This window comes from Xanthomonas arboricola pv. juglandis (assembly GCF_001013475.1).
Taxonomy (GTDB): domain Bacteria; phylum Pseudomonadota; class Gammaproteobacteria; order Xanthomonadales; family Xanthomonadaceae; genus Xanthomonas; species Xanthomonas arboricola.
Window position 1 is genome coordinate 108,658 of the sequence record NZ_JZEF01000004.1, and the last position, 26,717, is coordinate 135,374.

At 62.0% G+C, this 26,717-nt stretch carries 26 protein-coding genes and 1 tRNA gene; 8 read left to right on the forward strand and 19 right to left on the reverse strand.

The features are described from left to right. Nucleotides 1-6: 6 nt before the first annotated feature. A complete protein-coding gene (locus XARJCFBP2528_RS15410) occupies nt 7-1,023 on the reverse strand; it encodes a lauroyl acyltransferase (RefSeq protein ID WP_024938516.1) in 1,017 nt (338 codons plus the stop codon). Here XARJCFBP2528_RS15410 and dtd point away from each other — a divergent pair. From dtd to XARJCFBP2528_RS15435, 5 genes are all read left to right on the forward strand, one after another. Further along, nucleotides 1,022-1,462 (forward strand): D-aminoacyl-tRNA deacylase, encoded by a 441-nt coding sequence (gene dtd, locus XARJCFBP2528_RS15415; protein ID WP_016902494.1) that lies wholly within the window; start codon nt 1,022-1,024, stop codon nt 1,460-1,462. The genes XARJCFBP2528_RS15410 and dtd overlap by 2 nt on opposite strands. A gap of 108 nt (nt 1,463-1,570) precedes the next feature. Further along, nucleotides 1,571-3,445 carry an RNA polymerase sigma factor RpoD gene (gene rpoD, locus XARJCFBP2528_RS15420; RefSeq protein WP_016902493.1) on the forward strand — a complete coding sequence of 625 codons (1,875 nt, stop codon included), beginning with the start codon at nt 1,571-1,573 and terminating at the stop codon, nt 3,443-3,445. A gap of 260 nt (nt 3,446-3,705) precedes the next feature. Beyond that, on the forward strand, nt 3,706-3,981 hold the full coding sequence (locus XARJCFBP2528_RS15425; RefSeq protein ID WP_016902492.1) for a hypothetical protein: 276 nt from the start codon (nt 3,706-3,708) through the stop codon (nt 3,979-3,981). Nucleotides 3,982-4,221: 240 nt separating this feature from the next. After that, a tRNA-Ile gene (locus XARJCFBP2528_RS15430) sits at nt 4,222-4,297 on the forward strand. 177 nt (nt 4,298-4,474) lie between these two features. Then, nucleotides 4,475-5,665, forward strand: coding sequence for a tyrosine-type recombinase/integrase (locus tag XARJCFBP2528_RS15435; protein ID WP_026064323.1), 1,191 nt, complete (start codon nt 4,475-4,477; stop codon nt 5,663-5,665). A 221-nt stretch (nt 5,666-5,886) separates the two neighbouring features. On the opposite strand, the gene XARJCFBP2528_RS15440 is transcribed toward XARJCFBP2528_RS15435, so the two are convergent. Genes XARJCFBP2528_RS15440 through XARJCFBP2528_RS15460 form a run of 5 tightly spaced genes read right to left on the reverse strand, consistent with a single transcriptional unit; the run spans nt 5,887 to nt 8,883 of the window. After that, nucleotides 5,887-6,648, reverse strand: coding sequence for a sulfite exporter TauE/SafE family protein (locus XARJCFBP2528_RS15440; RefSeq protein WP_026064322.1), 762 nt, complete (start codon nt 6,646-6,648; stop codon nt 5,887-5,889). Nucleotides 6,649-6,672: 24 nt separating this feature from the next. After that, on the reverse strand, nt 6,673-7,113 hold the full coding sequence (locus XARJCFBP2528_RS15445; RefSeq protein WP_026064321.1) for a protein tyrosine phosphatase family protein: 441 nt from the start codon (nt 7,111-7,113) through the stop codon (nt 6,673-6,675). Then, nucleotides 7,110-7,538, reverse strand: coding sequence for a DUF6691 family protein (locus tag XARJCFBP2528_RS15450; protein ID WP_026064320.1), 429 nt, complete (start codon nt 7,536-7,538; stop codon nt 7,110-7,112). The genes XARJCFBP2528_RS15445 and XARJCFBP2528_RS15450 overlap by 4 nt, the downstream gene beginning before the upstream one ends. Beyond that, the gene (locus tag XARJCFBP2528_RS15455) at nt 7,535-7,975 is read right to left on the reverse strand and encodes a YeeE/YedE family protein (RefSeq protein ID WP_016902487.1); all 441 of its coding nucleotides are present in this window, start codon (nt 7,973-7,975) and stop codon (nt 7,535-7,537) included. The genes XARJCFBP2528_RS15450 and XARJCFBP2528_RS15455 overlap by 4 nt, the downstream gene beginning before the upstream one ends. Then, nucleotides 7,972-8,883: an MBL fold metallo-hydrolase gene (locus XARJCFBP2528_RS15460; RefSeq protein ID WP_016902486.1), complete on the reverse strand. Its 912-nt coding sequence runs from the start codon at nt 8,881-8,883 to the stop codon at nt 7,972-7,974. The genes XARJCFBP2528_RS15455 and XARJCFBP2528_RS15460 overlap by 4 nt, the downstream gene beginning before the upstream one ends. Nucleotides 8,884-9,098: 215 nt before the next feature. Here XARJCFBP2528_RS15460 and XARJCFBP2528_RS15465 point away from each other — a divergent pair, with 215 nt between their 5' ends. Then, nucleotides 9,099-9,389 carry an ArsR/SmtB family transcription factor gene (locus XARJCFBP2528_RS15465; RefSeq protein ID WP_026064318.1) on the forward strand — a complete coding sequence of 97 codons (291 nt, stop codon included), beginning with the start codon at nt 9,099-9,101 and terminating at the stop codon, nt 9,387-9,389. Between the two features lie 1,108 nt (nt 9,390-10,497). Here the strand turns inward: XARJCFBP2528_RS15465 and XARJCFBP2528_RS15470 are convergent. The 4 genes from XARJCFBP2528_RS15470 to XARJCFBP2528_RS15485 form a co-directional block, all read right to left on the reverse strand. Continuing rightward, a complete protein-coding gene (locus tag XARJCFBP2528_RS15470) occupies nt 10,498-11,403 on the reverse strand; it encodes an MlaA family lipoprotein (RefSeq protein WP_016902484.1) in 906 nt (301 codons plus the stop codon). Nucleotides 11,404-11,429: 26 nt separating this feature from the next. Next, a complete protein-coding gene (locus tag XARJCFBP2528_RS15475; RefSeq protein ID WP_049805026.1) occupies nt 11,430-12,227 on the reverse strand; it encodes a MipA/OmpV family protein in 798 nt (265 codons plus the stop codon). A gap of 118 nt (nt 12,228-12,345) precedes the next feature. Then, nucleotides 12,346-15,435, reverse strand: coding sequence for an efflux RND transporter permease subunit (locus XARJCFBP2528_RS15480; protein WP_016902482.1), 3,090 nt, complete (start codon nt 15,433-15,435; stop codon nt 12,346-12,348). Then, nucleotides 15,432-15,680, reverse strand: a complete 249-nt coding sequence (locus XARJCFBP2528_RS15485; protein ID WP_047124868.1) for a permuted SH3 domain-containing protein — start codon at nt 15,678-15,680, stop codon at nt 15,432-15,434. The genes XARJCFBP2528_RS15480 and XARJCFBP2528_RS15485 overlap by 4 nt, the downstream gene beginning before the upstream one ends. A gap of 107 nt (nt 15,681-15,787) precedes the next feature. On the opposite strand from XARJCFBP2528_RS15485, the gene XARJCFBP2528_RS22705 reads away from it, so the two are divergent. Continuing rightward, nucleotides 15,788-16,902 (forward strand): IS3 family transposase gene (locus XARJCFBP2528_RS22705; protein WP_169751464.1). Its coding sequence is split into 2 segments (ribosomal slippage): nt 15,788-16,040 and nt 16,040-16,902, totalling 1,116 coding nucleotides; the frame shifts between segments, so codons are not numbered across the junction. Here XARJCFBP2528_RS22705 and XARJCFBP2528_RS15500 read toward each other — a convergent pair. The 9 genes from XARJCFBP2528_RS15500 to XARJCFBP2528_RS15540 form a co-directional block, all read right to left on the reverse strand. Next, on the reverse strand, nt 16,880-17,830 hold the full coding sequence (locus XARJCFBP2528_RS15500) for an efflux RND transporter periplasmic adaptor subunit (RefSeq protein WP_211257630.1): 951 nt from the start codon (nt 17,828-17,830) through the stop codon (nt 16,880-16,882). The genes XARJCFBP2528_RS22705 and XARJCFBP2528_RS15500 overlap by 23 nt on opposite strands. Then, entirely contained in the window at nt 17,827-19,437 is a 1,611-nt protein-coding gene (locus XARJCFBP2528_RS15505) for an efflux transporter outer membrane subunit (protein ID WP_308409866.1), read from the reverse strand. Before XARJCFBP2528_RS15505 ends, XARJCFBP2528_RS15500 begins: the two co-directional genes overlap by 4 nt. A gap of 231 nt (nt 19,438-19,668) precedes the next feature. Then, on the reverse strand, nt 19,669-21,045 hold the full coding sequence (locus tag XARJCFBP2528_RS15510; protein WP_016901206.1) for a sensor histidine kinase: 1,377 nt from the start codon (nt 21,043-21,045) through the stop codon (nt 19,669-19,671). Continuing rightward, a complete protein-coding gene (locus XARJCFBP2528_RS15515) occupies nt 21,042-21,707 on the reverse strand; it encodes a response regulator transcription factor (RefSeq protein ID WP_026064052.1) in 666 nt (221 codons plus the stop codon). The genes XARJCFBP2528_RS15510 and XARJCFBP2528_RS15515 overlap by 4 nt, the downstream gene beginning before the upstream one ends. Nucleotides 21,708-21,920: 213 nt before the next feature. Then, entirely contained in the window at nt 21,921-22,598 is a 678-nt protein-coding gene (locus tag XARJCFBP2528_RS15520; protein WP_016901196.1) for an alpha/beta hydrolase, read from the reverse strand. Continuing rightward, a complete protein-coding gene (locus tag XARJCFBP2528_RS15525; protein ID WP_026064051.1) occupies nt 22,595-23,398 on the reverse strand; it encodes a dioxygenase family protein in 804 nt (267 codons plus the stop codon). The genes XARJCFBP2528_RS15520 and XARJCFBP2528_RS15525 overlap by 4 nt, the downstream gene beginning before the upstream one ends. Nucleotides 23,399-23,471: 73 nt before the next feature. Continuing rightward, nucleotides 23,472-23,867, reverse strand: coding sequence for a DoxX family protein (locus XARJCFBP2528_RS15530; RefSeq protein WP_026064050.1), 396 nt, complete (start codon nt 23,865-23,867; stop codon nt 23,472-23,474). Between the two features lie 105 nt (nt 23,868-23,972). Beyond that, complete coding sequence (locus tag XARJCFBP2528_RS15535; RefSeq protein ID WP_016901177.1) at nt 23,973-24,764, reverse strand: isochorismatase family protein; 792 nt, start codon at nt 24,762-24,764, stop codon at nt 23,973-23,975. Nucleotides 24,765-24,794: 30 nt separating this feature from the next. Beyond that, nucleotides 24,795-25,427: an NADPH-dependent F420 reductase gene (locus tag XARJCFBP2528_RS15540; RefSeq protein ID WP_016901174.1), complete on the reverse strand. Its 633-nt coding sequence runs from the start codon at nt 25,425-25,427 to the stop codon at nt 24,795-24,797. Nucleotides 25,428-25,578: 151 nt separating this feature from the next. On the opposite strand from XARJCFBP2528_RS15540, the gene XARJCFBP2528_RS15545 reads away from it, so the two are divergent. Continuing rightward, a complete protein-coding gene (locus XARJCFBP2528_RS15545; RefSeq protein ID WP_016901172.1) occupies nt 25,579-26,478 on the forward strand; it encodes a LysR family transcriptional regulator in 900 nt (299 codons plus the stop codon). Nucleotides 26,479-26,717 lie beyond the last annotated feature (239 nt).

The window sequence follows — 26,717 nt, forward strand, 5'->3', positions numbered from 1 at the left end:
CCGGCGTCAGTGCGGATGCCGCTCGGTCGCATACGGATTGGGCTCGCCGCTGCCCGGCGGGCGCAGCGTGTAGCGCTTGTAGGTCCACTGGTATTGCGCCGGGTCGCGCCGGGCAATCTGTTCGATGCCCGCGTTGAGCGCGCTGGCGGCGCGCACCGGGTCGGCGTCGGCCACTGCCGGGTCGGCCGGCTGCACATGCAATGCGAATTGCAGGTCGCCACCGGCGCGTTCGCACCAGCCATACAGCACGATCGCGCCGGTGCGCTCGGCCAGTCGGTTGACCAGGGTCATGGTCAGGGCGGGGATGCCGAAGAACGGCGCAAACACGCCGTCGCCCATTTTCGGCTGCTGATCGGGCAGGATGCCGACCGCGCCACCGTCCTTGAGCACCTTGAACAACTGCCGCACCGCCGGGCCTTCGGCACGCACCTGGCGCACGTTGTCGCCGCCACGGGCCAGTTGCAGGAAGCCGTCCACCGCGTCCGATTCCGGCGGACGATACACGATGGCGATCGGCCCGCGTTCGGACAGCCACTGGTTGAGCAGTTCCCAGTTGCCGAAGTGCGGCGCGGCCACGATGACGCCACGCCCGGAGGCCAGCGCGGCATCGTAGAGCGCCTGGCCATTGCGTTGCAGCCGCGCCAGGTTCTCGGCCGGCGGGCGGGTCCAGGTGCGCAGCACTTCCAGCGTCTGCCGCGCGGTCGACCGCAGCACCTGCGCATGCAGCTGCGCGCGCTGGCCGGCATCCAGTTCCGGGTACGCCAGTTCCAGGTTGCGGCGTGCCACGCGCGCCTCGCGCGCATTGAGCTTGCGCCAGCTCCAGGCCAGCGCGTCGGCCACACGTTTGAGCAGCGGCCACGGCAGGCGGCCCACGGTGGCGGCGGTGGCGTAAAGCAGGCGAGCGCGAACATCGGGTTTCATTCGCGCAATTCTAAACAGCGCGGCCGGCGATGACCCGCGCGTGACAGTGCCAACCGTGCTGGGCATGCTGCGCGGCACAGTTTGCTGCCGGAGAGTGCCCATGCTTGCGCTGATTCAACGTGTCACCCGCGCCGCAGTCACGGTCGATGCGCAGACCGTCGGGCAGATCGGTCCCGGGCTGCTGGCCCTGGTCGGGGTCGAGCCCGGCGACAGCGACGCGCAGATCCGGCGCCTGGCCGAGCGCCTGCTCAGCTACCGCGTGTTCGCCGACGACGCCGGCAAGATGAACCGCTCACTCACCGACACCGGCGGCGACCTGCTGCTGGTCAGCCAGTTCACCCTGGCCGCAGACACCAGTTCCGGCAATCGCCCCGGCTTCAGCACGGCGGCGCCGCCGTTGGAGGCTGAACGGGCGTTCAATCGATTGGTGGCGATCTGCCGGCAAAAACATCGCGGCGGGGTGGAAACCGGGCGCTTTGGTGCCCATATGGTTGTCGACCTGGTCAACGATGGCCCGGTGACCTTCCTTCTCAGACCCTAGAAACCCCACGTCCACCAGCGGTCCTGTCTTGAATCCGGCAGACCGGGCTTCACGCTGGTATAATGCTAGGTTCTCTTTCCAATCTCAAAGCCGGTGGCGCGAGCACTCATGGCCAACGAACGTCCTGCCCAGCAATCCGACATCAAGCTACTGATCAGCAAGGGCCTGGAACAGGGCTATCTGACCTACGCCGAAGTCAATGACCACCTGCCCGACGACCTGGTCGACCCGGAGCAGATCGAAGACATCATCAGCATGATCAACGGCATGGGCATCGATGTCCATGAAGTTGCGCCCGATGCTGAAACCCTGTTGCTCAACGATGGCAACACCGGCAACCGCGAGGTTGACGACACCGCAGCCGAAGAAGCTGCCGCCGCGTTGACCGCGCTCGACACCGAAGGTGGCCGCACCACCGACCCGGTGCGCATGTACATGCGCGAAATGGGTACGGTCGAGCTGCTGACCCGCGAAGGCGAAATCGCCATCGCCAAGCGTATCGAAGAAGGCCTTAGCCAGGTCCAGGCAGCGCTGGGTGTGTTCCCGCTGTCGACCGAAATGCTGCTGGCCGATTACGAAGCGCACAAGGAAGGCAAGAAGCGTCTGGCCGAGATCGTGGTCGGCTTCAACGACCTGATCGAAGAAGCCGACGCCGCCGCCGCTGCGCTGGCCGCCGCCGGCCCGGTCGCCGTCGACGAAGACGCGGTCGATGAAGACGACGACGAAGACGGCGATGACGACGCTGCCGAGGAAGAGGCCGGCCCGACCGGTCCGGACCCGGTGGAAGTGGCCACGCGCATGGAGAACCTGGCCAACGAATACGCCAAGTTCAAGAAGATCTATGCCAAGAACGGCGCCGAGCACAAGCTGGTGGTCAAGGCGCGCGAGGACATGGCCGCCATCTTCACCACGCTCAAGCTGCCGCTGCCGCTGACCGATGCGCTGGTCACCCAGCTGCGTGGCGTGGTCAACGGCATCAAGGATCACGAGCGCAAGGTGCTGCACCTGGCCACCACCGTGGCACGCATGCCGCGCAAGGATTTCATCCGCTCCTGGGAAGGCAACCAGACCAACCTGGAATGGGTGGAAGACGCACTCAAGCGCAAGCAGAAGTGGTCGTCGGCGCTGCGCGACGTCAAGGACCAGATCGTCTCCGAGCAGCAGGGCTCGATCGAGATGGAGAAGGCCAACTACCTGACCCTGGGCGAGATCAAGGAGATCAGCCGCGCGATGGCCTATGGCGAAGCCAAGGCACGCAAGGCCAAGAAGGAAATGGTCGAGGCCAACCTGCGCCTGGTCATCTCCATCGCCAAGAAGTACACCAACCGCGGCCTGCAGTTCCTCGACCTGATCCAGGAAGGCAACATCGGCCTGATGAAGGCCGTGGACAAGTTCGAATACCGCCGCGGTTACAAGTTCTCGACGTATGCGACGTGGTGGATCCGTCAGGCCATCACCCGTTCGATCGCCGATCAGGCGCGCACCATCCGTATTCCGGTGCACATGATCGAAACGATCAACAAGTTGAACCGCATTTCCCGCCAGATGCTCCAGCAGTTCGGCCGCGAGGCCACGCCGGAGGAGCTGGCCAAGGAAATGGACATGCCCGAGGACAAGATCCGCAAGGTGATGAAGATCGCCAAGGAGCCGATCTCGATGGAAACCCCGATCGGCGACGACGAGGATTCGCATCTGGGCGACTTCATCGAGGACACCAACGTGGAGTCCCCGATCGACAACACCACCAACATTAATCTCTCCGAGACGGTGCGGGACGTGTTGGCAGGGCTGACCCCGCGCGAGGCCAAGGTGCTGCGGATGCGCTTCGGTATCGACATGAATACCGATCACACGCTGGAAGAAGTGGGCAAGCAGTTCGACGTCACCCGCGAGCGGATTCGTCAGATAGAGGCCAAGGCGTTGCGCAAGCTGCGTCACCCGAGCCGTTCGGAACAGCTGCGCTCGTTCCTGGACATCGACTGATCCGGTAGCCGTATCGGTGCAGTGATCACACAACAGCCCCGCACATGCGGGGCTGTTGCGTTGTGGGGCATACCGCGAGCTATGCTTGGCCGGGTGGACGTCGCCGAAGCACCAACGCGCCGGGGATGGCGCAGGCGACATTCACGCCCCGGCGACGAAGCCAGACAGCGGCGCAACATGAAGCCGATGTTTCTGCCTGACTCACGTGACGTTCTAGCCGTGGCTTCTAAGTTGATGGACGAATGGAACGAGGCCGTCGTATGAGCAGGCAAAGCCGCTTTGAAACCACCACATACCGCGAGCACGAGATTCGCGTACGCACCGAGCAGGCGTCCCCGGGCGCCAGGTGGACGCTGTGGGTCGACGTGTATGCACTGGGCGGCAAACGCCAGCCACGCATCGGTGGCCGGGAACAGGGATGGGAGACCTACCAGGAAGCCATCGCGCAGGGATTCCGTGCAGGCCGGCAGTTGGTCGATGCGCAGCTTGAGGTGCTTAGTAGCCGGGATTGGGGAGTGGAGATTCGGGATTGCTGAGGTGCTTGTCGATCCGGGTTGTCTACCGAGAATGGTGCGCAAAGCACACTGATCGCATACAAATTTAGAGGCCCCGGCTCGCGCCGGGCTTTTTTGTGTGGGCATGTGCGGGCACGGGTGGGTGCGGGCGCTTCTTCTCATCGATGCCTGATGTCAGCAGACAGCGACGCGCGCGGGCAGGTAAACTTTCGCCTCAGCTGGACGGTCCGACATGCCCCGCATCTCGCCACCCACCCTGCCGGGCCTATAGCTCAACGGTTAGAGCAGAGGACTCATAATCCTTTGGTTCCAGGTTCGAATCCTGGTGGGCCCACCAAATTTCAGTTCAAGAACGTCTGATGTAGTCCGGGAACTGCAGGAAATCCGCTAAAAAGCGCCATTACCAGGTCTTGTGAGATCCAGCTGTATCCAGTTGCATCCAGGTATGAAGTGAGTCAGGCTGTGAGTCACCTCGTCGCATCTCACTGGCCTGACTCACAGGTTCCTGACTCACATGCTTACAGACGCCAAGCTTCGTGCCCTTAAACCTAGGGATGCTGCCTTTCGGGTAGCTGACTCAAACGGTTTGTGCATTGAGGTGCGTGCCACTGGTGCAAAGGTTTGGCGGTATCGCTACCGGTATGCAGGCAAGCCAAGCATTGTGACCATCGACGAGTACCCGGCGCTTTCACTGATGCAGGCTCGTGCAGAGCGCGACAAGCTACGCATGCTGCTGAAGGGTGGAGCTAACCCGGCCCATGTCGCTCGGAATGAGCGAGCGGTCCAAGCCGAGCGCGCGAACACTACATTCGGAACCATTGCGCTTGAGCTGCTGGCTAAGCGAGCTAAGGAGGGGCTAGGTCCAGGTTCGGTAAAGCGAGAGCGCCGTCTTATCGAGAAGGATTTGGCTTTTATTGCTGACATGCCGATCACTGATGTCAGTGCTCCCATTCTTCTGGCTGCTCTGAGGAAGCTGGAGCAGAGGGGCGTGGTGGAGACTGCCCACCGCGCGAGGTCTCATGCAGGACGAGTTTTCCGGTACGCGATTGTGACGGGCAGGGCTCAGCGAAATCCTGCTGAAGACCTTGTGGGTGCATTGGAGCAGCCGCAAACCAAGCACTTCGCAAGCCTGACCGAGCCTGGGCGAATTGGCGAGCTTCTACGCGCGCTGTGGGCTTACCGGGGCTCGCCTGTGACCTGCGCGGCCCTCAAGCTGGCTCCCATGCTTTTTGTACGCCCTGGCGAACTGCGGCAGGCCAAGTGGACGGATATCGACTTGGAAGCCGGCGAGTGGCGCTACGTCACCAGCAAGACCAAGACCGCGCATATCGTTCCTTTGTCCGCACAAGCAGTGGCAGTGCTTGAGGAACTGTGGCCACTGACCAAGCGCAGCGACTACGTGTTTCCCGGGGTGCGTAGCGCCGATCGCCCCATGAGCGAGAACACGGTCAATGCCGCGCTCCGCAATTTGGGTTTCGACGGCGAAACCATTGTAGGTCACGGCTTTCGTGCAATGGCGCGCACCGTGCTGGATGAAGTTTTGGGGTTTCGCCCCGACTACATCGAGCACCAGCTTGCGCATGCCGTGCGTGATCCATTGGGGCGAGCCTACAACCGCACGGCGCACCTGCCAGAGCGCAAGAAGATGATGCAGGCGTGGGCTGATTATTTAGAAGGTTTGCGGGCACATCGGCAGGTAGGCTGAGAGTATTCTGCAAGGGCACTTCGCGCCGGGGTTACAGAGCCAGATTACTGCCTGCGCGATTTCATCGGAGTCACCGAGCCAGCCGATAGGCTGCTCGCGCTTCACGACGGCATACGGGTAATCTGCGCGGTCAATAAGCTTCATCGGATGAGGACAGGCCTGCTGCCGGCTGTTGGTTGTGCTACTGCGTGGACCTGTCGTGGTAAGGGCCGCTGCAAGTCTTAGAGCACCCGCCAGAGCACATAGCCCGCAGTGATAAAGATGAGTAGTGCAAACGCCTTGTTGAGTAATCCCCGATGTGCGGCTAACGCAGTCGCTGCACGCGCTCCCGCAACGCCTCCTACGCTGCCGGCGACGATCAATGCTGCAGCGAGTGACCAGTTCACCAGCCCGGAGTGCGCGTAGTTCAGCGCGGTGGTCAGACCGAAGGCTGAGACAGCCACGAGCGAGCTGCCTACCGCTGCCAGCATTGGCATACCGGTGGCGGTCATCAGGCCTGGCACGATAAGGAACCCTCCACCGATGCCAAAGAAGCCGGAAAACCCGCCGGCGATCGTCCCCAGCCCGATCAGCGCGGGCGCATTGCCCTTGCCGAGTCGGGCATTCGCATCCTCCTGTACGTTGCGCCTGCGCAGCATGCGCAAGCCGATCACCACCATCAGCACTGCGAACAGGGCCAGCAGTCGCTGTCCGTCGAAGGCCTTGCCCAGGGTCGAGCCGAGGTAGGCGCCGGCGACGCCGGCCAGGGCGAAGACCCAGGCACACGGCCACCTGACGTTGCCACGGCTGGCATGCACGAACAGGTTGGAAAGCGCGTTGGCCGCAACCGCCAGCGCGCTCGTCCCGATGGCCACATGCGGATTATCGACACCGACCAGGTAGAGCATCAACGGGACAGCGAGAATGGAGCCTCCGCCGCCGACCAGTCCCAGCACGAAACCGATCAGAATTCCGGAGAGCCCGCCCAGCGACAGCTGCAGCAGTGAAAGGGTCTGCATGGTCAATGGCTACTCAGGGCTGGACGACGCGTCGCAACGAAGGCGCGGAGTGAGGGCGGAAAGGTCGTAACCTGCGCCGTAGGCGACGGACAGGACCTGGTCGGTCGTGAGTCCGGCAGTGCGTACCTGCCCAAGAGCCCACAACGACGTCGAGCGCGTACCGGTCCTGCAATAGGCGGTAACCGGAGCTGGCAGCTGCTGCAGCAACTCACAGAACTGCCGCACCTGGCAATCAGAAATGGCGCCAGCCACGACGGGCAGATAGGCGAAGCTCATACCTGCGCGCGTGCAGGCTGCCTGCATGGCCAGGTGATCGGGTTGGTTCGGCTGCTCGCCGTCTGGCCTGTTGCAGACAACGCTTGCGACACCCTGTCTGGCCAGCGCGGGGAGATCGGCAGGACGCAACTGATCGGTCACGAGCAGATTCGGTGAGAGCGATCGAAGTTTCATGGGGGGCCTTTCCTGCGCGTGCGGTGGAGGAGTGCGTGGAGAAGTACTCCGGCCACCAGCGACGCAACAAAGACCAGTGCGAACGCCTGGCCGGTCGCCAGCAGTGCGATGGCCGGGCCCGGGCAGAGCCCGGCCAATCCCCAGCCGATGCCGAACAGCGCTGCACCGATAACCAGCCTGCGGTCGATCTGCCGTTGCCGCGGCAGCTGCAGTGCCGCAGCAAGCACGGGGATGCTGCGTGCGCGCACCCATCGATAGGCGATGGCCGACGGGATCAATGCGCCCGCCATCACCAGCGCCAGTGACCAATCCCAGGCGCCGAAGACATCGAGGAAGGCAAGCACGCGCGCAGGATTGGCCATGTCCGACACCACCAAGCCCAGTCCGAACAACGCCCCGCAGAGAAAGGCGGTCAAGCGGATCATGCGCCGGTTCCGGCGACGACCCGCACGACCGTCACCGTTGCCATGCCCAGCAGCATGAACACGGTGGTGGCAACCATGGAGCGCGGCGACAGCCTTGCCAGCCCGCTGACCCCGTGCCCGCTGGTGCAGCCAGCACCCAGACGGGTTCCATAGCCAACCAGCAGGCCGGCCAGGATCAGTACCGGCGCGCCGGTGCCGGTCAACGACGCAAGCGCAATTGGCTTGATCGCCAATGCCACACCTGCGCTGGTCAGAAGCCCGGCCAGGAACAGGGCGGACAGCGAACGCGCGCCGCCAGCCTGCAGGCCGAGCGCGTCGGCGAGCAGACCGGAGATGCCAGCGATACGGCCGACGAGCAGCAGATAGGCGCCCGAGGCGGTACCGATCATCAGACCGCCGATCAGGGGCAAGTACCATGCAAGCGGGGGCAGAGTCATAGCAGGTCCAACGGCAGCTTCAGGTAACGCACACCGTTGTCGTCCGGCGCGGGCATATGGCCGGCACGCATGTTGACCTGTACCGACGGAAGCAGCAGTCGCGGCATGGGAAGGGTGGCGTCGCGCTTCTCCCGCATCTCGACGAACATGTCCTCGGAGACCCCCTCGTGCACATGCACGTTCGCACTGCGTTGGGCGCCGATCGTCGTCTCCCAAGCAAACCGGTCCCGGCCGGCGGCCTTGTAGTCGTGGCACACGAAAACCCGGGTGGCGTCCGGCAGACCCAGCAACCGTTGGATGGAGCGATAGAGCTGACGGGCTGAGCCACCCGGAAAGTCGCAGCGGGCAGTGCCGTAGTCCGGCATGAACAAGGTGTCGCCCGGAAACACTGCATCGCCGATGACGTAGGCCATGCACGCTGGCGTGTGCCCAGGAACATGCAGCGCCACCGCTTGCAGATGTCCTATGGCGAATGCTGCACCGTCGGCAAAAAGATGGTCGAACTGGCTGCCATCACGGCTGAAATCCGCACCAGCGTTGAAAATGTTGCCGAAGGTGTCCTGCACGCGGGTGATGTGTGCGCCGATGGCAAGCTGTCCGCCCACCTGCTGCTGCAGCCACGGCGCAGCCGACAGATGGTCGGCGTGTGCATGTGTTTCGAGCAGCCACTGCACCTGCAGGCCCTCGTCACGCACGTATTGCACCAGTGCCGCAGCGGAGCCGGTTGCCGTTCGGCCGGAAGCCATGTCGAAGTCGAGAACGGTGTCGATGATGGCGCAGGCCGACGAGCGAGGATCTCGGACCACATGGCTGGCGGTAAAGGTCGCAGGGTCGAAGAACGTCTTCACCTGTGGCGCGGGCGCGCTGCCGGAGTGGGTGTCGCCGACGACGGTGCGAGCCGTGTTCAATGAGGCATCTGATGCGAAAGACGTGCTCACGTTTATGGCGCCCAGTAAAAGTGAAAGAAGAATTTCATACTTTCATATACAGTGCAACTATTGGGGTGGCGCGTATTTGCTCGTTCAGTCGCCGCAGGGCTTAGCTATTACCCTAGTACCCCCTGATCTGCATTGCTCCGCGACTCGTGACCGAAACCACTCTCACCGTCAGTGATCTTGCCGCCATGAAGGAGCGCGTGCCGGAAGTCGCCGAGCTGCTACGCTTCATGGCCACCCCGTCACGCCTGCTGCTGCTTTGCCAGTTGTCGCAGGGCGAATCCACCGTCAGCGGCCTGGAAGCGACGACGGGCATCCGGCAACCGGCCCTGTCCCAGCAACTGGCCGACCTGCGGCAGCGGAACTTAGTCCTTACTCGACGCGAGTCCAGATCCATCATCTACCGCATGGCCGATCCAAAGGTGGCTGCCTTGTTGAGCGCCATGCACGCAATCTTCTGTGCGGACACTGGACAGTAGGATCATCGCTCTAGAAGATCGCAGTCCAAAATTTTGACCGCAATACGTAGGTTCCGGCGCCTGCAGTGGTTGGTGTACCAGCAACTCGTCGAAATGATGGCTAGTGCCGGAGATGCAATTGCCAGATTCTGGGTATCGCGCGGCAAATGTAGGTGCGTAGTATCGGCAGCGCTTTCTATAGATCGCCGTAATAGAAAAATTTTTTCCAAATTCCAGAAATTTAACTTGCTTGCTGAGTACGCCGGCTGCAGTTCGAGGATTGTAGGTATAATCTACTTGCTTAGAATATGGGAAATATATTCCCGAATTAGCGGAGATAATAAAAAAATCATTCCGGCGGCCGCTATGCACGCCAGCCAACGAAGATGGATTAGGCGCCTGCGTCGAGAGTAGTAGTGGTAGAGGTCTGGTAAATCACGCCAAGCCTGGTGATTTTTGCCGAAATTAATTTTCACCAGTGATTTAGTGTTGTTTTTAGAAGACATGATGCGCTCCAGGAAATGCGATGGCGATAACGCAGTAGTCAGGTGGATTTCGAGTGTCCCAAGTGGACATGTGTGAATGGAGATTTCTGCGGAGCGTGCACGGATGATCTTACGGGGTGGAATATTTTTATGTTTTAAGAGTTTTTTGGTTCCGTTTTAGTGATGCGTTTCTGTTCAGGATTGGCTTGGGACCAATGGCATAAGCGCAATGTTATTTCTCCACGCCAGGCGCGTGTGTCGCAGTTCGGCTCTTCTGTGCGCGCGAGTCGGTCCGCTGCCGCCCCTTCTAGCCTAAAATCGGCTTTTTATCCCGGTGCTACCTAAGCCTAAAAAAGACCATTGGCTTGTTTCTAGTATTGATTTTTTACCATAAACTGACATCGTTAATAATAAGTTTTTAGCCAAGCTCTAAGTCTTGCTGTACAAGCTAACCGGTATCAGTCATAGCTGGCGAAATATGAGGTGGGTTGCTCGCATAGATTGGTAGACGTCGTTTGGGATTTACATCTTGGTCAGCAGAATACCTACTGCTGCATCGCTGAACGGCTGCGGATGGCCGAATGTCGCGCCACTCAAAATGGAGGGCGCGACAACGCGGTGCTTCGAGTCTGCGCCGGTCTCGATTAATCGACGCGATTGCTTCTTAGATCTTGCTCAATTTGATGATTACGCCGTTGTGCCCAGGTGTCGCGTACGAAGGCATAGTCATCTGTTGCATCCTGACGCATTTTGTCCATTGGGAGCAGCTGCGCACGCACATCCACTAGCTGCATGATCTGCAATTTGTCGGCGACGCTTGAATTTTCGATTTGGTTGATGACAGAGAGTTGCTGGTCACCGAAGCCGCCGAAGGCATCACGCACCGTGCGCGGCCCCATGATTGGCATCACAAGATAGCGTGAGTTCCGCCACCCCCAAGTAGCTAAGGTCTGGCCGAGATCCTCGCCATCAGGCTTAGGCATGCCGATGCGTCTTGCTGGATCAAACACGCCGCCGATACCTGCAGTTGAGTTGACGACGAATCGCCCAAGCGATTGGCCGGCCTCGCTTGGGCGGCCCTGCAGCAGTTGGTTCAAAGCGGTGGTAGGGAGGCGGAGATTTCCAAAGATCCGCGACACGCCCGCCTGCACCGGATCCGGCGCGATCTTGTCATAGCCGATCGCCACGGGCCGGATGACGAATCTATCAACCACGTTGTTGAAGCCATGCATCTTGCGGTTAAAGCCTTCCCATGGATCGCGCACTGGCTGGCTGTACAGCGTCTCAGCGTCCTGCTCGGCTTGCGTGATTATTTCGGGACCATTGCCGACAGTTGGTGGCGGCGTCGGCTGGGCAGCGGCTTCCGTAGCGCCCAATGCAGCGCTTCCCTGTACCTCGTCGTGGCGCTCATGTAGGGTCTGATCTTGGGGGGCGATCGGCATCGCCGCGTTGTCTGGAACACTTGCAATTGTCTGCTTGCCCGAATTTCCCGCATGGGCGCTTGTGCAGACCGCAATCGCTGCTAGTAGCAGGGGCTGAAAGCTCTTCATTACAATCTCCTTGGAGAAATTATTTGTTAGAAGCGGTACGCGTAACCGAGGGCGATCGTCGTACTGGTGGTCTTGTCCACTAGCGGGCTGTCCTCGATGGTGCTGCCTACGCGTGTGGCGCCAAGATCGATGAACATGGCGTGGTGGCGTGATGGCAGGTAATCCATGCGTAGGCCGAACTGAATATTGGTTGTTGCTGTGCCTTCGTAAAATGGCCGCCCAGCCAGCGCTTCGGATTGCCGCACGCCGTAGTAGTAGTCAACGAATTTGTCATCAACCCATTCGGCAGCAAGGCGCGGCGTGAAGCCGAACTTCCCAGCCGAAAAGCGTCGATCTATTTGAACTTTTGCCCTTGCGCCCTTGCTATTGCCCATTGTGTCGGCGAGGACTTCAGCACTGAGATTGGCAAGCTCGGTTTTCCAGATGAGTGCTCCGCCGGCCCATAAACTACGGCTGCGGTCATCCATTCCGGTCATGAAGGGTGAATCATCAGCGTTATAACCGTCACCGGACAAGCGGACGCGGGCACGCAGTGAAAGGTTCTCGGTAGAGAAAAACTTGAAATCTAAGACCGGGACTGTTGCACTGATCCACTTGCTCTCATAAGAGATAATCGGAAGCGGAAATATCTCGCGATCAAAGTCACGGTAGGGCTGGTCTAGAACGACAGCTCCTATGCCCGCTGACCATCGAGCACCTTCTTCGTTGCGCTGGGTATCTTGTGCGAAAGCCGACGGCACCCAGGCAGTGGCGAGCGCCGTGGCGGCGATGAAACTCCGCGTCCACAATGCATGTTGGCGATGCGAAAACTGATGATGAGACATGGTCTGCTCCTTTCTGTGGCGGTTGGGGGGGTATCGCGGTGAAGCGGGGCCGCTTGGCTCCGAAGAACGTGTGCGAGGTGTTCGCCTGTTGGGTATGTCATCAAAGCGTGCCGCAGACTCATGGACGCCCCCCAGAGATCGAGCCTTCCGACGGCGGTAAGCCGTTAGTCGCGGATGGCTTGAAGCGATGGGCGAGCCAGCTCTCAAGGTCGTGGATGTAGCTAAAAACTGCGGGCACTATCACCAAGCTCAGCAAGGTGGAGGTGATCAGGCCGCCGATCACCGCGATTGCCATGGGCTGGCGGAAGCTTGCGTCCGAACCTAAGCCGAGGGCGATCGGCAACATGCCGGCGATCATCGCGACGGTTGTCATGACAATGGGGCGGGCGCGTTTATGGCAGGCGTCGAGTAGCGCATCGATCACCGGAAGGCCATGCTCATTGCGCGCGAGTACCGCGTACTCGACCAGTAAGATCGAGTTCTTGGTGACGATGCCCATCAGCATTACCAGGCCGATCATCGAAGGCACGTCGAGCTCGCTGCCCGCCAGCAGCAGCGCAACGAAGGCACCGCCCAGTGACAGCGGGATCGCCGACAGTATCGTGACGGGCTGGAAGAAGTCTTTGAACAGCAGGATCAACACGCAGTACATGCACAGGGTGCCGATCACGATCGCCCATACCAGGCCGGATGACAGTTCCGCAGCCACTTCGGCATCGCCCGTCTGCATCAGCGAGACGCTTGAGGCCCTGTTACGCACGGAGGGCAATGCATTAGTGATGGCGATGGTCTCACCCAGAGAATGGTTGCCCAGTTCAGCGGTGACGGTGACGTAGCGCTTGCGGTCGTAGCGGTCTATCTGTGCCGGCCCACTTTCCATGGCGAGGGTAGCCACGCTGGAGAGTGGGACCAGACCATCAGGCGAGGCCACGCGCAAGGCAGACAGTGCGGCGATGTCCTGGCGCACGGCGTCGGGGACGCGCACCCGGATGCCTATTTGGCGGTTGTCCAGGTTGAGCTTGGACAATTGGGAGTCGAAGTCGCCGCTGGTGGCCGTACGCATCAGCTCGCCGATGGCGGCACTGCTCACGCCGTGTTCGGCTGCCCGGTTGAGATCCGGCCTTACCACGATCTCGGGGCGCTCCAGGCTGGCCGTGCTGCGCACGCCGGACAGGCCGGCCGCCCGGAGTTCCCGGGTGAAAGCATCCACCGTGGTCCTGAGCGCGCCGGCGTTATCGCTGGCGAGGATCATCTGCAGTTGCTCGCCAGAGCCGCCGCCGACGGTGAAGCGCGCACCGGGGGCCTTCTCCAGTGCATCACGCACGGCCTGTTCGATCTCGGACTGAACGGCGCGCTCCCGGCGAGCGGTCAGCACCAGCGTGAGCTCACCCTTGCGCACGTCGCTCACCTGCGCATCGCTGCCGCTCTCGGCGGCCCCTACGGTGGTGAAGACGCTCCGCACGCCGGGCAACTGGCGAACCACAGCGCGTACCCGCTCGGCAATGGCCACGGTGTCATTGAGCGCACTACCCGGTGCCAGCTCAACGGTCACCGTGGTGAAGCCCCGGTCCGACGGAGGTACCAGCCCCGTGGGGATAAAGGGCAGCAGTGCTATCGAGCCGATGAAGAAGGCCGCGGCCGCGGCCATGGTCTTGCCGCGGTGGTGCAGGCTCCAATCCACCACCCGCAGGTAACGGCGCATCAGCGGGCCGTCCTGCTTGTTGGCCGCGTGCATGCCGGGCTTGAGCAGCTTGGCGGCCATGATGGGGGTGATCAGGCGCGCAACCATCAGCGAGGCGAGCACGGCGATGACCGCAGTCCAACCGAACTGCTTGAAGAATAGGCCCGGCACGCCACCCATGAGCGTGGTGGGCACGAACACCACCACCAGGGTCGCCGTGGTGGCGATCACCGCCAGCGCGATCTCGTTAACCGCGTCGGCCGTGGCCTGCATGGTCGGCTTGCGCATGCGCCGGTGGCGCTCGACGTTCTCGACTTCGACGATCGCGTCGTCCACCAGAATGCCGACGACCACCGCCAGCGCCAGCAGCGTGAGGGTGTTGAGCGAGTAGCCCAGCCACCACATCGCAGCGAACGCCGGCAGGATCGACAGCGGCAGCGCCGAGGCAGCAACCAGCGTGGCGCGCCAGTCGCGCAGGAACAGCCAGACCACCAGCACGGCCAGGAGCGCACCCTCGTAGAGCATCGCCATCGAACCCTTGAACTGTTCGAGGGTGTAGGCCACGCTGCCCGAGATCGGGGTGATTCGCAGCGACGTGTGCTGGGCCTGAAGCTGCTGCAGTGCTTCGGCCACCCCTTCGGCGATGCGGGTTTCGTCGAAGCCCTTGGTGCGCTGGATGCTAAAGCCGATGACGGGCTTGCCGTCCAGAAGCGCCGCCTGGCTGCGTTCGACGGCGGTGTCGTGCACCGAGGCCACCTGATCCAGGCGGACTTTGCCGCCGGTGGCGAGAATGACCGGCATGGCGCGCAGTTCGTCGGCCTGCCGCACCGTGGCCACGGTGCGCAGCGACTGCTCTTCGCCGCCCAGTTGGCCGCGTCCGCCCGAGGAGTCCTGCTGGGTGCGGCGCAACGCGCGCGAGACGTCGGCTGCGGTGACGCCAAGCGCATTCATCTGCACCGGGTCGACGTCGACGCGGATCTCGCGCTGCACGCCGCCCAGCCGCTTGACTCCGCCTACGCCCGGCACGTTGAACAAGGTCTTGCTCAGCGTGTCGTCCACGAACCAGGACAGCGCGACTTCGTCCATGGTCTTGGAACCGACCGAATAGGTCAGGATGGGGCTGCTGCTGACCGTCTGGGCACTGACGGCCGGCTGTAGCAGATCCGTCGGCAGGTCCGAGCGCACCCGGTCGACGGCATCCTTGGTCTCGATCAGCGCGTCGGACAGCGGCTTCTCCAGCTCGAATTCGGCCTGGAGATGGACTTGGCCCTCGGTGATCGTGGTCCGCGTGTGGCGCAGTCCGCTGAGCGTGGCGATGGAGTCCTCCACCTTGCGCGCAACTTCCGTTTCAAGCTGGGCGGGTGCCGCACCCGGCTGGGAGAGCGTCACGTTGACCGAGGGCAGATCCATATCGGGTAGCGCCTGGATCGGCAACTGGTGGAAGCCGTACAGGCCCGCCAGCGTCAGCAGCATGAACAACAGGACCGCTGGGATGGGGTTGCGCAGGGACCATGTCGCGAAGTTCATCGCTGAGCTCCCGATGCGGCCGAGCCCGCGGTATCGGCCGCGTCGGATTCGACCCGCACGGTGTCGCCGTCGGCCAGCAGCCCGGCGCCCTGGGCAACGATGCGTTCGTCAGCCGCGAGCGGATCCAGGATCTCGACCTCGGCCCCCTGGCGGCGGCCGATGGTGACCGGCCGCGCCTCGACCTTGGATTCGTCGCCCGTTCCGGCCAGGCGGAAGACGATGCTGCGGCCGTCACGCACCACCACGCTCGTTGCCGGTAGCACCTGCGCCGCGCTGGGCGCGTAAGCTCCCCCGCACCGCAGACACCGCATAAGTAGATCTTTCTGGCATCGTTTCACAGTCAGGAGGTTCCATGCGCACATCGAAATTCACCGAGACGCAGATCATCGCGACGCTCAAGCAAGCCGACGCCGGCGTACCGGTCAAAGACATCTGCCGCCAAGTCGGCATCAGCACGGCGACCTACTACCAGTGGAAGAGCAAGTACGGTGGCTTGGAGGCCTCCGAGCTTCGACGCGTCAAGGAGCTCGAGTCCGAGAACGCCAAGCTCAAGCGGATGTATGCCGAGCTGGCGCTCGACAACGCGGCGATGAAGGACCTGATCGCAAAAAAACTCTAGGGTCGGCGCGCAAGCGCGAGGCGGTGCGGTTCCTTGTCGAGGTCCACGCGCGGCCGTTGCGCCGGTCCTGTGCATGCGTCGGGTTGTCGCGCGCGGCGTGGTACGCGCCGCCTGTGGACTGGACGGTGCGCGATGCCGAGCTGATCGCCGAGATCGCGCGGTTCGTTGACGCGCACCCCAGTCGCGGCTTCTGGAAGTGCAGCGACCACCTCCGCAAGCGGCATCCGGCCTGGAATCCAAAACGGATCTATCGCGTGTACAAGGCGATGAATCTCAACCTGCGCCGCGCGGCCAAGCAGCGCCTGCCCAAACGTGAGCGGGTGCCGCTCTACGTGCCGAGGCTGCCAAACACCGTCTGGTCAGTCGATTTCATGAGTGACGCGCTGACCTGCGGCCGCAGATTTCGCACCTTCAACGTTGTCGATGATTTCAATCGTGAGGCGCTGCACATCGAGGTGGATACCTCGATCAACTCGCAACGTCTGGTGCGTGTGTTCGAGCAGATCAAACGCGATCATGGCTTGCCGCAGGTGGTGCGCTCGGACAACGGCCCTGAATTCCTGGGCGAGACGTTCGCCCACTGGCTTAAGGCCAATGGCGTCGCACTGCAGTACATCCAGCCAGGAAAGCCGAACCAGAACGCCTTCATCGAACGCTTCAATCGCACCTTCCGCGAGGAAGTGCTTGACCGACATCTCTTCGCCCGTCTCGACGACGTTCGCGAAGCCACCCACTGGTGGACGATCGATTACAACGAAGAGCGATCCCACGACTCGCTCGGCGGAATGACCCCCGTCGAGTACCGCAACCAACACGCCGAAAGTTCTACTTTTGAAGTGCCTGCTTGACGGGGGAGCTTACGGGCGCGAGCGTGATACGACCGTCCACGTACATACCGCCGCGCGCCAGGCTGCCCGGCTCGATGTCCGCATAGACCAGGCCCAGCCGCGAGCGCGTGTCCAGCAGCGGCGCAATCTGACGTACGCGCGCCTTGGCGGACCGGCTCTGTGGCAGTTGCAGCGTGACATCCTGGCCGACGGCGATGCTGGCGATCTGCGTGGAGGTGAACTCGCCCCGCCATTCGAGCCTTCTCTGGCGTACCAGGCGGAACAGCTCCTGGCCGTTGTTGGCGACCGCACCCAGCGTGGCGATACGGTCGCTGATCACGCCATCGTCCGGCGCAACCACGTCTGCTTGGCGCAACTGCACGCGCTTGCCCTCCAGCTGGGCCCGCGCGGTGACGACCTGGGCCATGGCAGTATTGGCCTCGGTGACGTAGCGCTGCACCTCCTGATCGCTGATGCCACCGCTGCCTTTGAGTTGCAGCGCACGGGTGCGGTTGGCATCGGCCTGCGTCGCCACGCCTTGTGCCTGGGCCAACGCGGCCTGCAGTTGCGCCTCCTCGGCGCGGAGCGTGGCCGTGTCGAATCGTGCCAGGAGTTGGCCGCGACGCACCACGTCACCGACCGCGACCTCGAGCCGGTCAATCCTCAGGCCGGACGTCTGCGCGCCGATGATGGCTTCCTGCCAGGGGGCGATCACGCCGCTGGCCTCGATTGCGCTGATCCACTGCACCCTGCGGGGAAGTGTGGCCATCACCGACAGCGAAGCCTGGCTGTGAGCCGGGGCCGGCGGGGCGGGGCGCGACATGACACCCCAGGCGGTGGCACCGAGCAGCACCAGGGCGGCACCGGCAACGGCGGCCCATATAAGCCGGCGGCGGCGTGATGCCGCCGCGGCTATGATGGGCTTAGGAGATGGCATGGACGTCGTCATGACAGCGCGCCGCTCGGCGTGGCCGCCGTGGCGTGGCCCGAGGCGCGGACCAGCGCGATCCAGGCGCGATTGCTGTCGTACGCAGCAGCGATGGCGCTGTCCTGGGCGTCGGCGAGCTGGCGGCGCGCATCTTCAACCTCGAACAGGCTCACGGCACCGGCGTTCCAGCGCGCCTGCGTCGCGTCAAGCACGCGCTCTGCGGCGGTGACGGCATCCAGCGTGCTGCGTCGGCGCGCGGCGGCTGATTCGATCGCGGCCATGGCGTTCTCGACATCCTGTGCGGCGGCGCGCACCACCAGACGCAGATTGGCCTCGGCCGCACGATGGCGGGCTTGGGCAGCAGAGACATTGGCCGCGCCGCGGCCTCCATCGAAGACTGGTGCAGCAAGCGTCGGGCCGAGCGACCAGACGGTCTCTCTCACGGACTGCCCTGCGGCCCGCAACCATTGCCCACTGAGCGCAGCCGACAGATCGAGCCGGGGAAGGCGCTCGGCGCGCGCGACCGCGATCTCCGACCATGCCGCAGCCGCTTCGCGTTCGGCAGCGACAACGGCCGGGTGGGCCGCGAGTATGGTGGCCGGCATGGCCAGTTGGACGACAGGAGTCGGCGGGATGGCGGTCACCAGTTGTGCCACGCCGGCCGCCTGAGTGTCCACGGTAACCACCCCTTGCACTGTGGCGCGTGGCTGACCGGTGATGGCGACCAGTGCATTGATGTGACGTGCGCAGGTTTCCTGGCGCGTGGCCACCGTCGTGCGCGCGCTGGCCAGACCGCTTTGCGCCCGAGCCTCTTCAATGGGCGCGACGAAGCCGGTATCCAGCCGCTGTCGGGTCAGTGCCAGGGTCTTTTCGCGCGAGTCGATTTCCTCGTGCAGCACGGCAATGGACAACTCGCAGGCGCGCAAGTCCAGCACCAGGTCGCCGATCTGTGAGGTCAGGGCCAGCCGGGCCGCCTTAGCATCGGCATCGCGTGCCTGGATCCTCAGTCTGCCGGCCTCCACTGAGTTGCGCACCCGGCCGAAAAGGTCGATTTCCCAGGACAGCCCGGGTCCGACCCCGCTCTGCGTGCTGAGGATTGTGCCGCCTGATGCACTGTTGATGTTTAGGCTGCGGCCCCGGGTGGTGTTGCCGTTGACATCCACCGAAGGTATCCGTTGCGCCGAGGTTGTCCCGAGCAGGGCACGGGCCTCGTCGACCCTGGCAATGGCTTGCGCAACGCTAGGACTGTCGTTGAGAGCAGCTTCTGCCAAGAAATCAACCGCCGGATCCTTAAGTTGGCGCCACCATGCTTCATCGCTGGGCATGGCTATTGCCGTCTCCGGGGCGGGCATTGTCCAAGCCTCGGGCGCCTCCAAACGCGTCGACTGATAGGATCCCTGGGTCGTACACCCGGTCAGTAGAGCCAGCAGCATCACCGTGGCCCGTGACCAACCGCGGAGCAGAGCGTGGCCGTCGGAGAGCCCCGTCCGACAACGCAGGTCCTGCGACGCGGTGAAACTTGGTTTCTGGAGATGCGAGCGGGGCGAGAAGACAAACTCCCGTCGCGGGAGGCGCGTGAGGCAACTCAGGTGCGTCCGCCTGCCTGGGCTTAGTCTGCAATCCAGCATGAACCTTCCGATTTCTTGGTGCGTCAAGGCGGTGTGCCGTAAGACGTATGGTGCCCAAGCGGAATTAGGAGGTTTTTATAGTTATTAAGAATTTTTTAAAAATCAGGTCATTTAACGCACGGGGGCAAGCTAAAGTCGCATCCTTGATTCGAGGCAGGATTTCCATTGGGCCATGGTGGACAACGTTCCACCAATCGCGGCTGGGGCTGCTGGATCAGCTGAGCCCGGAACCTAGACGATGCTCGGGAAAATGACACGCACCGTGAGCCCCCGGTCTTCCAGGCCGGTGCCGGTGCGGATTACAGCGTTGTGAGACTCTGCAATACCTGCCACGAGTGATAGGCCGATACCGCTACCCCGCACAGGTGTACCCGCGACCCGGTAGAAGCGTTCGAAGATGGCCTCGTGTTGCTCGGGTGGAACGCCCGGGCCGTCATCTGCAACTTCCAGATAGACCATCGAGTGCTCCGGGTCGCGACCATCCGGCGCTTGGTTGCCGCAGCGCACGAGCACATTGCCGCCTTCGCTGGTGTAGCGCATGGCGTTGTGCATCAGATTACGTAGCAATATCCCGATTTCATCGATGTCGCAGGAAATTCTGCAGGGTTCAACAGCGAGGAACAGCGAGCGCCGATTCTGGCTCGCATAGATCTCGAACTCTCGAGCAACGTGGTGTACTAGCTTATCCAGATCCGCCGGAAGGTGTTTGGGAGCGTTGGCACCCGCGTTGATGCTTGCAAGATCGAGCAGCTGCTCGCTCAGTCGAGTGCTACGGCTGGCAACTATCAGCAGTTTTCTTAGTGCTGCATCCTTGTGTTGAGGGTCGGTGGCTCGCAGCGCAATCTCTGCCTGGGCCTGCAAGGCTGACAGCGGCGTGCGAAGCTCATGAGCCGCATCTCCAATGAAGCGCCGTTCCCCTTCGATAGCCTCGTCGAGTTGCTCGAGCACATGATTAAAAGAATCGACCAATGGATGCAGTTCCCTTGGCAATCGATCTAGCGGTAAGGCGGTGAAATCGAAGCGACGACGATGACGCATCGCAGCGCCTAGCGCTCGTACGGGTCTGAGCGCTGACTGGCTCACGAACCACATGACGACACCCGCTATTACAAGCAGGACCGTTGCGAGGGCTAATGCGTGAGCTGCTTCATGGCGCATGTCCGCATCTACGATGCTCTGTAGATTCCCCACCTGTACAGTCACGCGTCCGGTGCTATCGGATGCGGAATACACGCGCCATTCGTGGTTCTCGACGCGGGTAGAGGCCGCACCATCAGAGAAGTCGGGTTTAAGCGGCAACTCTGGGGAACCGGGCGTGTTGGCGACCATTCGATTACGATCAATCCAAATTTGAAACACCAACTGTTCGTGTTCGGTACCGGCAATTTCTTTCAATTTGAGGCCTGGCCTACCTCTTCCGTTGAAATTACTGTCTGCGGGAATTGTCACCAAAAGTTGGGTGGCAATTGCACGGAGCTTCTCATCCCACGTGCTGGTACGGTTAAGTGAGAGCTGCGTGAGCACGACTCCGAGCACTATCGTCCAGCACAGCGCGATAACCGCGACAATCACGAGAATAAGCTGTGCGTTGAAAGAGCGCGACTTCAAGCGCTCGGCTGCCCGATGACGTAGCCAAGGCCGTGGACGGTGCGGATCAGACTCTCTCCAAGCTTACGTCTTAGCTGATGAATGAAAACGGCGATGGTATTGCTCTCGACATTGCTCGATGTTCCATAGACGACATCGTGAAGTTGATCGCGGGTGAGAACATGTCCAGGTCGCTCGACCAGAGCAAGCAAGGTGCGGTACTCGTGAGCGCTTAGAACCACTTCGGCGTTAGCCTTGGTGACGACGCGTTTGCTGCGATCAATGCAGATGTCGCCGTGAGTGAATATAGGGACGACACGCCCTTGACTACGACGAATGACCGAGCGCACGCGCGCCCAAAGTTCATCAAACTGGAACGGTTTGACCAAGTAGTCGTCGGCGCCGGCGTCTAGACCAACGATCCGCTCGCTTAGCTGACCGCGTGCGGTGAGGATAAGTACAGGCGTGGTGTCATAACGCCCCCGCATAGCACGCAGTACAGATAGACCAGAGTCGCCTGGCAGGCCGATGTCCAAGAGAACAGCTGCATAGTTGTGATCCACCAATGCACTGCGTGCTGACTGTGCGTTGACGACATGATCAATGTTCCATCCGCTCTGGCGCGCAGCATCGCAAATAGACTCTCCCAGCATTTCATCATCTTCAATCAGGAGGAGGTTCATGCAATACGCATTCATTTTGGTGGCGACCTTCTTTGCAAGCATGCAGGGAATTTATTAATAATTTTTTAATGCATTTTAAATTTTACGTTTGTGCGTACCGATTCATTAACGCATGTCCAAATTTAGGTTTTCTTGTTTCGCGAAGCGAGGTCGGATTTGTTCGCTGCGACTCGATGAGACACATGCTTACCGCACAGAAAAACAGACGTTACGTTACACGAGGATGCGGTCCACCCAGTTAAGGAAATCGCGCTGCATGGAAGCAGGGATGCCATGGTCCCCTGCATACAGGCAGATCTCATGTGCCACTCCGACCTCGTTGAGCAGAACGTCGGCCTTGTAAGCCCAGTCCACGCCCAGTTTGGTATCGTCGCGGCCATGCCCGATGAATGCCTGGACGGCCGACAGCGCGTTGCGATCAACGATTCGGGGCCTGATTTCGGGGAGAATACGGCCAGACAGGACGCCGAAGCCCCGAAGCAACCCCGGCTCAGTTAGGCCAACGCTGGCGCTCATGATGCCGCCTTGGCTGAAGCCGGCTACCACCGTCTGCGCCGGTGCCATTGCATATATCTCTTGCACCTGCGCGATAAAGGTCGCCAGCAGTTGGCGGCTCGCTTCGGCTGCCTCCAGATCCGGGCGCGGTCCCTGCGGCCCGAACGATACTTGGAACCAGCCGTATTGGTTCGTACCCAAGGTCAGGGGGCCACGGGCCAGGATGACGAGCGTATCAGTGGCCAGCGGCGCGCCAAGCGGCGCCAGGTTGGTTTCGTTGCCGCCCACGCCATGGGCCAGGATCAGCAGGCGCTTGGCAGGCGCGTTTTTTACGACGCTGGCTCGGAACGGCAGCGCCAAATCAGTACGCAGATCGGACCAGGTGATGTTGCTCATGCGGCATCCTCCATTGCGTCGGTGTGAAGCCCGAATCCGAAGGAATCCATCGACAGGACGCCATAGGTCATTCCGCCCCGGATCAGGCTGCGGGATTCATTGGGGACGCTTGCACCGACCGCCACCAACAGCGGCAGGTAGTGCTCCTGGGTGGGATGGGCACGCGCTGCGTGTGGTGCCTGTGCGCGGTAATGCACCAGTGCCGCCTCGTCGCCTCGATCGATGGCCGTTGCGATCCAGTCCGCAAATTCCTGGGCGTATTCGGGATCCCGCACGTCGCTGCGAAACTCGTAAAGGTTATGGGTGAGACTGCCGGAGCCAACGATCATTACACCCCTGTCGCGTAAAGGTGCCAGGGCTTGGCCCAACCGTAATGCGCCCTCGACGTCCATGTGGCGGGGCAATGAGATTTGCAGAACGGGCACATCCGCCTTAGGCTTCAAGTAGCGCAGCGGTACCCAGGCGCCGTGGTCCAGGCCGCGCTGCGAGTCGATCGTTGCCGGCAGGCCTGCCTGGATGAGTAGGTCGATAATGTCCGCGGCAAGATCCGGCGCGCCGGGCGGCTCGTACTTGAGCGCATAGAGGGGCGCCGGGAATCCGCCGAAGTCGTGGATGGTCGCCGGCCTGGCACCTCCTGCGACACGGATGCCGAAGGTCTGCCAATGTGGGGACACCACCACGATCGCGGACAGATCGCGCAGCGATGTGCCGAGCTGCTGGAGATTGGGGCCGAGCACGCCCGGTTCGATGGCGAACATCGGTGAGCCGTGGGAGATGAAGAGCGAGGGAGCTCGTGTCATGAAGATGCTCCAAAATTGGCGGGCGCCTGCGGCGCCCACACGTTGCATGAGGGGGTATTCCGGATCGAGCGTTTTACGACGTCTGACCGTTGCGGCGGCTTCTCATGCCGTCGATGCTGAACTCGCCTGCGCCATTGGCGGCCAGCAGCAGGAAGCCGCCGGCCATCGCGATGTTCTTCCAGAAGCTGATGGCCTGCATCGCATCGCCGAAGTCGGCATGGAAGACCGCTGCGGTCGCCACCGAGAAGACCGCCAGGGCGATGGCGACCCAGCGCGTGAACAGGCCTGCGGCGATGGCGAGGCCGCCACCAAGCTCCAGCAGGATGACCAGCGGCAGCAGCGTGCCCGGCACGCCCATGGCTTCCATGTACTGCTGGGTACTAGCGTAGCCGGTGATCTTTCCCCAGCCGGATATTACGAAGAGCAGCGAGAGGCCGATGCGGCCCAATAGCGAAAGGGAGGCGTTCATTTCAGTGTCCTTGAGATATGGAGTGCTGGCGAAGTTCAGAGCAGTTCATGCCTTCGCCAAAAGCGGTGGTGAAGGTCCGCGCCGGGGCGGCGCGGACGCATTGCCTTACTTGACCATGCCGAATGGATCGGGCACAGGACGCTTCGCCGGATCGGCGTTGTTCCAGAACTGCTGGACAATCCAGCCGTACTCCGGCAGTCCGTTGATGAACGGCGGCAGCATGTCGTTGCCCGAGGGCAGCTTCCAGTCGGCTTGCAGTTCGGCGCCCAGGGCGTAGACGGTATTGAGCTGCGCGCCTGCGGCCGTCATCCGCTGCATCGCGGCCTCGGCTTCATACTTGCTCCAGGCCCCGGAGGCATCGACCACCGGATGCACCACATAGCCGTCGTTGACCATCGACAGGGTCGGCAAGGTCACGCAGGTTCCGAGCGTCACTCCCGAGATGATGATGTGGCGGCGCCCGGTCCGGGCAACCAGGTCCTCCAGCGCAGCACGGAAGGTCGGGTCCTCGTAGGCGTTGATGATTCCTGTGCGGCGATAGATCGGCTGGTCGTGGAAGAGCTCCTTCAGCTCCGGCAGCAGATCGCCGTTCTGCCACTGGGCATTGGACGAAGACAGCAGCGTTGGGATCTTCAACGCCCTGGCCATCTGCGCCAGCGCCAGCACATTGGCCTTGTAGCCGGACGCTTGCGCAAAGTCGCGGACGCTGGCCATGAGGCCGATCTGGTGATCGATGAACAGCATGATGCTGTTGTCCGGCGCGGGCTTTTCGTAGACGGCGCGTCCGGCCTTGAGGGCATCGGCCGCACTTGTCCTGAGCGGCAGCACTTGGTCGCTGATGGGGCTCACGATGTCGGCGGGACGCTGCTGAACGGTGGTCTGTGTCGGTTCGTTCATGGTCTTCTCCAGAGTGAAGGTCGTTCCGAATCAGTTGCGATGGATCCAGGTGGGCGCGATCTGCGTGCCCCGACCAGCGCCATAGGCGAAGTAGATATTCAGCCCGGCCAGCGGTTCCAGGTACCGCGCGTTCTTCAGCCCGCCAGCGTCGACCGGCTGGAAGCCGATGCTTTCGGCGAGTGCCCGCACGGTCTGCTTTGCGCGCTCATCGTCACCGGCATAGAAAACCGGCACGGTCTGCCCCGCTGCGAAGACCGGGCCTTCGGCCAGTACCTGGGCAAGCACGGTATTGAACGCCTTGACCACGTGGGCATCCGGCAGCGCCTTGGCAATTTCTTCGGCAGCCGAGCTGTCGTAGCCCAGGGTCAGGCCCATGTAGTCGGCCGTCAACGGGTTGGTAATGTCGATCACGACGCGGCCTTCCAGCGATCCAAGCGCTTGCAGCGCCGGGACGGCATCGGCGTAGCCGGTGGCGACGATGACGACCTGCGAGTCGCCCAGTGCGTCGGCGGGTGCGAACGCGGTTGCGCCGGGGTGGAGGGCGGCCAATGCCTGAGCCTTGCTCAGGTCGCGTGCGGCGATACGGACCTGATGGCCTGCGGCGGTGAGCTGCTTGACGAAGCCTGCGCCCATATTGCCGGCACCGATGAGAGTGATGTTCATAGTGATCGTCCTGTCGAGAGAGAAACAGAGTGCTCGGGATTGCTTGGTCCCCAGCAGCCGACAGCGGTATCGGCTTGAGACGAACTATATTGGCGGCATCGAATGAGATAAATTACTATCCGATAGATAAATTGTTCCGAATAAAGAGACTATGGATCTGCTGCAAGCCATGAAAACCTTCACCGCAGTGGTAGAGGCCGGTAGCTTCGTGCGGGCTATGGAGGTGGTAGGGCTGTCCAAGCCGGCGGTGTCCCGTCACGTCAATGAATTGGAAGGGCATCTAGGCACGCGCCTGCTGCAGCGGACGACGCGCCGCCTGTCGCTGACGGGGGAAGGCCAGGCCTACTACCAACGTTGCAAGGACATCCTGCTTGCTGTCCAGGAAGCCGAGGCCGAGGTGGGGGCCAGTGCGCTGCAGGCGCAGGGTCGGTTGCGGATCGGCGCGCCGCAGACCTTCGGAGCGCTACATCTGGCCGCGCTATGGGGCCGATTCGCCGCACGCAATCCGCAGGTAACGCTGGATATCGTGTTGTCCGACCGCGTGATAGATCTTGTCGAGGAAGGCTATGACCTTGCGGTGCGCATTGCGCGATTGTCCGACTCAAGCCTAGTCAGCAGGCGCCTTGCTCGAACGCGTATGGTGCTGTGTGCTTCGCCGGATTATCTCGCCGAGCGAGGCACGCCGCAGCATCCGCACGAGCTCACCCGGCACGATGTGATTTCCTATACGTACTGGTCGTCCGGCGACATCTGGAGCTTTCAGGGGCCCCAGGGCGAGGAGACAGTGCGCACGCATTCGCGTATCCACGCCAACAACGGCGATACCTGCCTGGCGGCGGCCTTGGCGCATCAGGGGATCATCCTGCAGCCGGACTTCCTGGTGTATGCAGACCTAGACAGTGGTGCGTTGGTCGAGTTGATGCCCGAGTTCCGCGCGGCGGAACTGGGCATTTTTGCCGTCTACCCCACGCGCAAGCAATTGCCGTTGAAGGTGCGACGGCTGGTAGATTTTCTGGTCGACGCATTACGCGCGCCGCCTTGGACGCATTGATCGTGCGGTCCCTCGCCTCCGCAATGGAAGCAGAGTTGAGTGACGCTGTGACTTCATCGAGGACTAGCTGCGGCTGGCCCCCGCCATGATTCCGCGCTGGAGACATGAGAATTCCGCAATGACCGAAGATGCATAGGCCATTTCCGAGCAGAGTCGGGGTACCGAGGCCGATACGGTGATGATCCGGCTGATCCTTGGAGTGAAAGCATGGTCCATGGCCGGCGATTGTGTGCCGACCC

Excerpts from the sequence above, each read along its gene's own strand:
- XARJCFBP2528_RS15530 (WP_026064050.1), bottom strand. The coding sequence starts at position 23,867 with ATGAACGCCTCCCTTTCGCTATTGGGCCGCATCGGCCTCTCGCTGCTC.
- XARJCFBP2528_RS15535 (WP_016901177.1), bottom strand. The coding sequence starts at position 24,764 with ATGAACGAACCGACACAGACCACCGTTCAGCAGCGTCCCGCCGACATC.
- XARJCFBP2528_RS15540 (WP_016901174.1), bottom strand. The coding sequence starts at position 25,427 with ATGAACATCACTCTCATCGGTGCCGGCAATATGGGCGCAGGCTTCGTC.
- dtd (WP_016902494.1), top strand. The coding sequence starts at position 1,022 with ATGCTTGCGCTGATTCAACGTGTCACCCGCGCCGCAGTCACGGTCGAT.
- XARJCFBP2528_RS15410 (WP_024938516.1), bottom strand. The coding sequence starts at position 1,023 with ATGGGCACTCTCCGGCAGCAAACTGTGCCGCGCAGCATGCCCAGCACG.
- XARJCFBP2528_RS15515 (WP_026064052.1), bottom strand. The coding sequence starts at position 21,707 with ATGAACCTCCTCCTGATTGAAGATGATGAAATGCTGGGAGAGTCTATT.
- XARJCFBP2528_RS15450 (WP_026064320.1), bottom strand. The coding sequence starts at position 7,538 with ATGATCCGCTTGACCGCCTTTCTCTGCGGGGCGTTGTTCGGACTGGGC.
- rpoD (WP_016902493.1), top strand. The coding sequence starts at position 1,571 with ATGGCCAACGAACGTCCTGCCCAGCAATCCGACATCAAGCTACTGATC.
- XARJCFBP2528_RS15525 (WP_026064051.1), bottom strand. The coding sequence starts at position 23,398 with ATGACACGAGCTCCCTCGCTCTTCATCTCCCACGGCTCACCGATGTTC.
- XARJCFBP2528_RS15480 (WP_016902482.1), bottom strand. The coding sequence starts at position 15,435 with ATGAACTTCGCGACATGGTCCCTGCGCAACCCCATCCCAGCGGTCCTG.
- XARJCFBP2528_RS15505 (WP_308409866.1), bottom strand. The coding sequence starts at position 19,437 with ATGCTGGATTGCAGACTAAGCCCAGGCAGGCGGACGCACCTGAGTTGC.
- XARJCFBP2528_RS15435 (WP_026064323.1), top strand. The coding sequence starts at position 4,475 with ATGCTTACAGACGCCAAGCTTCGTGCCCTTAAACCTAGGGATGCTGCC.
- XARJCFBP2528_RS15500 (WP_211257630.1), bottom strand. The coding sequence starts at position 17,830 with ATGACGACGTCCATGCCATCTCCTAAGCCCATCATAGCCGCGGCGGCA.
- XARJCFBP2528_RS15425 (WP_016902492.1), top strand. The coding sequence starts at position 3,706 with ATGAGCAGGCAAAGCCGCTTTGAAACCACCACATACCGCGAGCACGAG.
- XARJCFBP2528_RS15520 (WP_016901196.1), bottom strand. The coding sequence starts at position 22,598 with ATGAGCAACATCACCTGGTCCGATCTGCGTACTGATTTGGCGCTGCCG.
- XARJCFBP2528_RS15470 (WP_016902484.1), bottom strand. The coding sequence starts at position 11,403 with ATGAAGAGCTTTCAGCCCCTGCTACTAGCAGCGATTGCGGTCTGCACA.
- XARJCFBP2528_RS15445 (WP_026064321.1), bottom strand. The coding sequence starts at position 7,113 with ATGAAACTTCGATCGCTCTCACCGAATCTGCTCGTGACCGATCAGTTG.
- XARJCFBP2528_RS15465 (WP_026064318.1), top strand. The coding sequence starts at position 9,099 with ATGAAGGAGCGCGTGCCGGAAGTCGCCGAGCTGCTACGCTTCATGGCC.
- XARJCFBP2528_RS15455 (WP_016902487.1), bottom strand. The coding sequence starts at position 7,975 with ATGACTCTGCCCCCGCTTGCATGGTACTTGCCCCTGATCGGCGGTCTG.
- XARJCFBP2528_RS15545 (WP_016901172.1), top strand. The coding sequence starts at position 25,579 with ATGGATCTGCTGCAAGCCATGAAAACCTTCACCGCAGTGGTAGAGGCC.
- XARJCFBP2528_RS15475 (WP_049805026.1), bottom strand. The coding sequence starts at position 12,227 with ATGTCTCATCATCAGTTTTCGCATCGCCAACATGCATTGTGGACGCGG.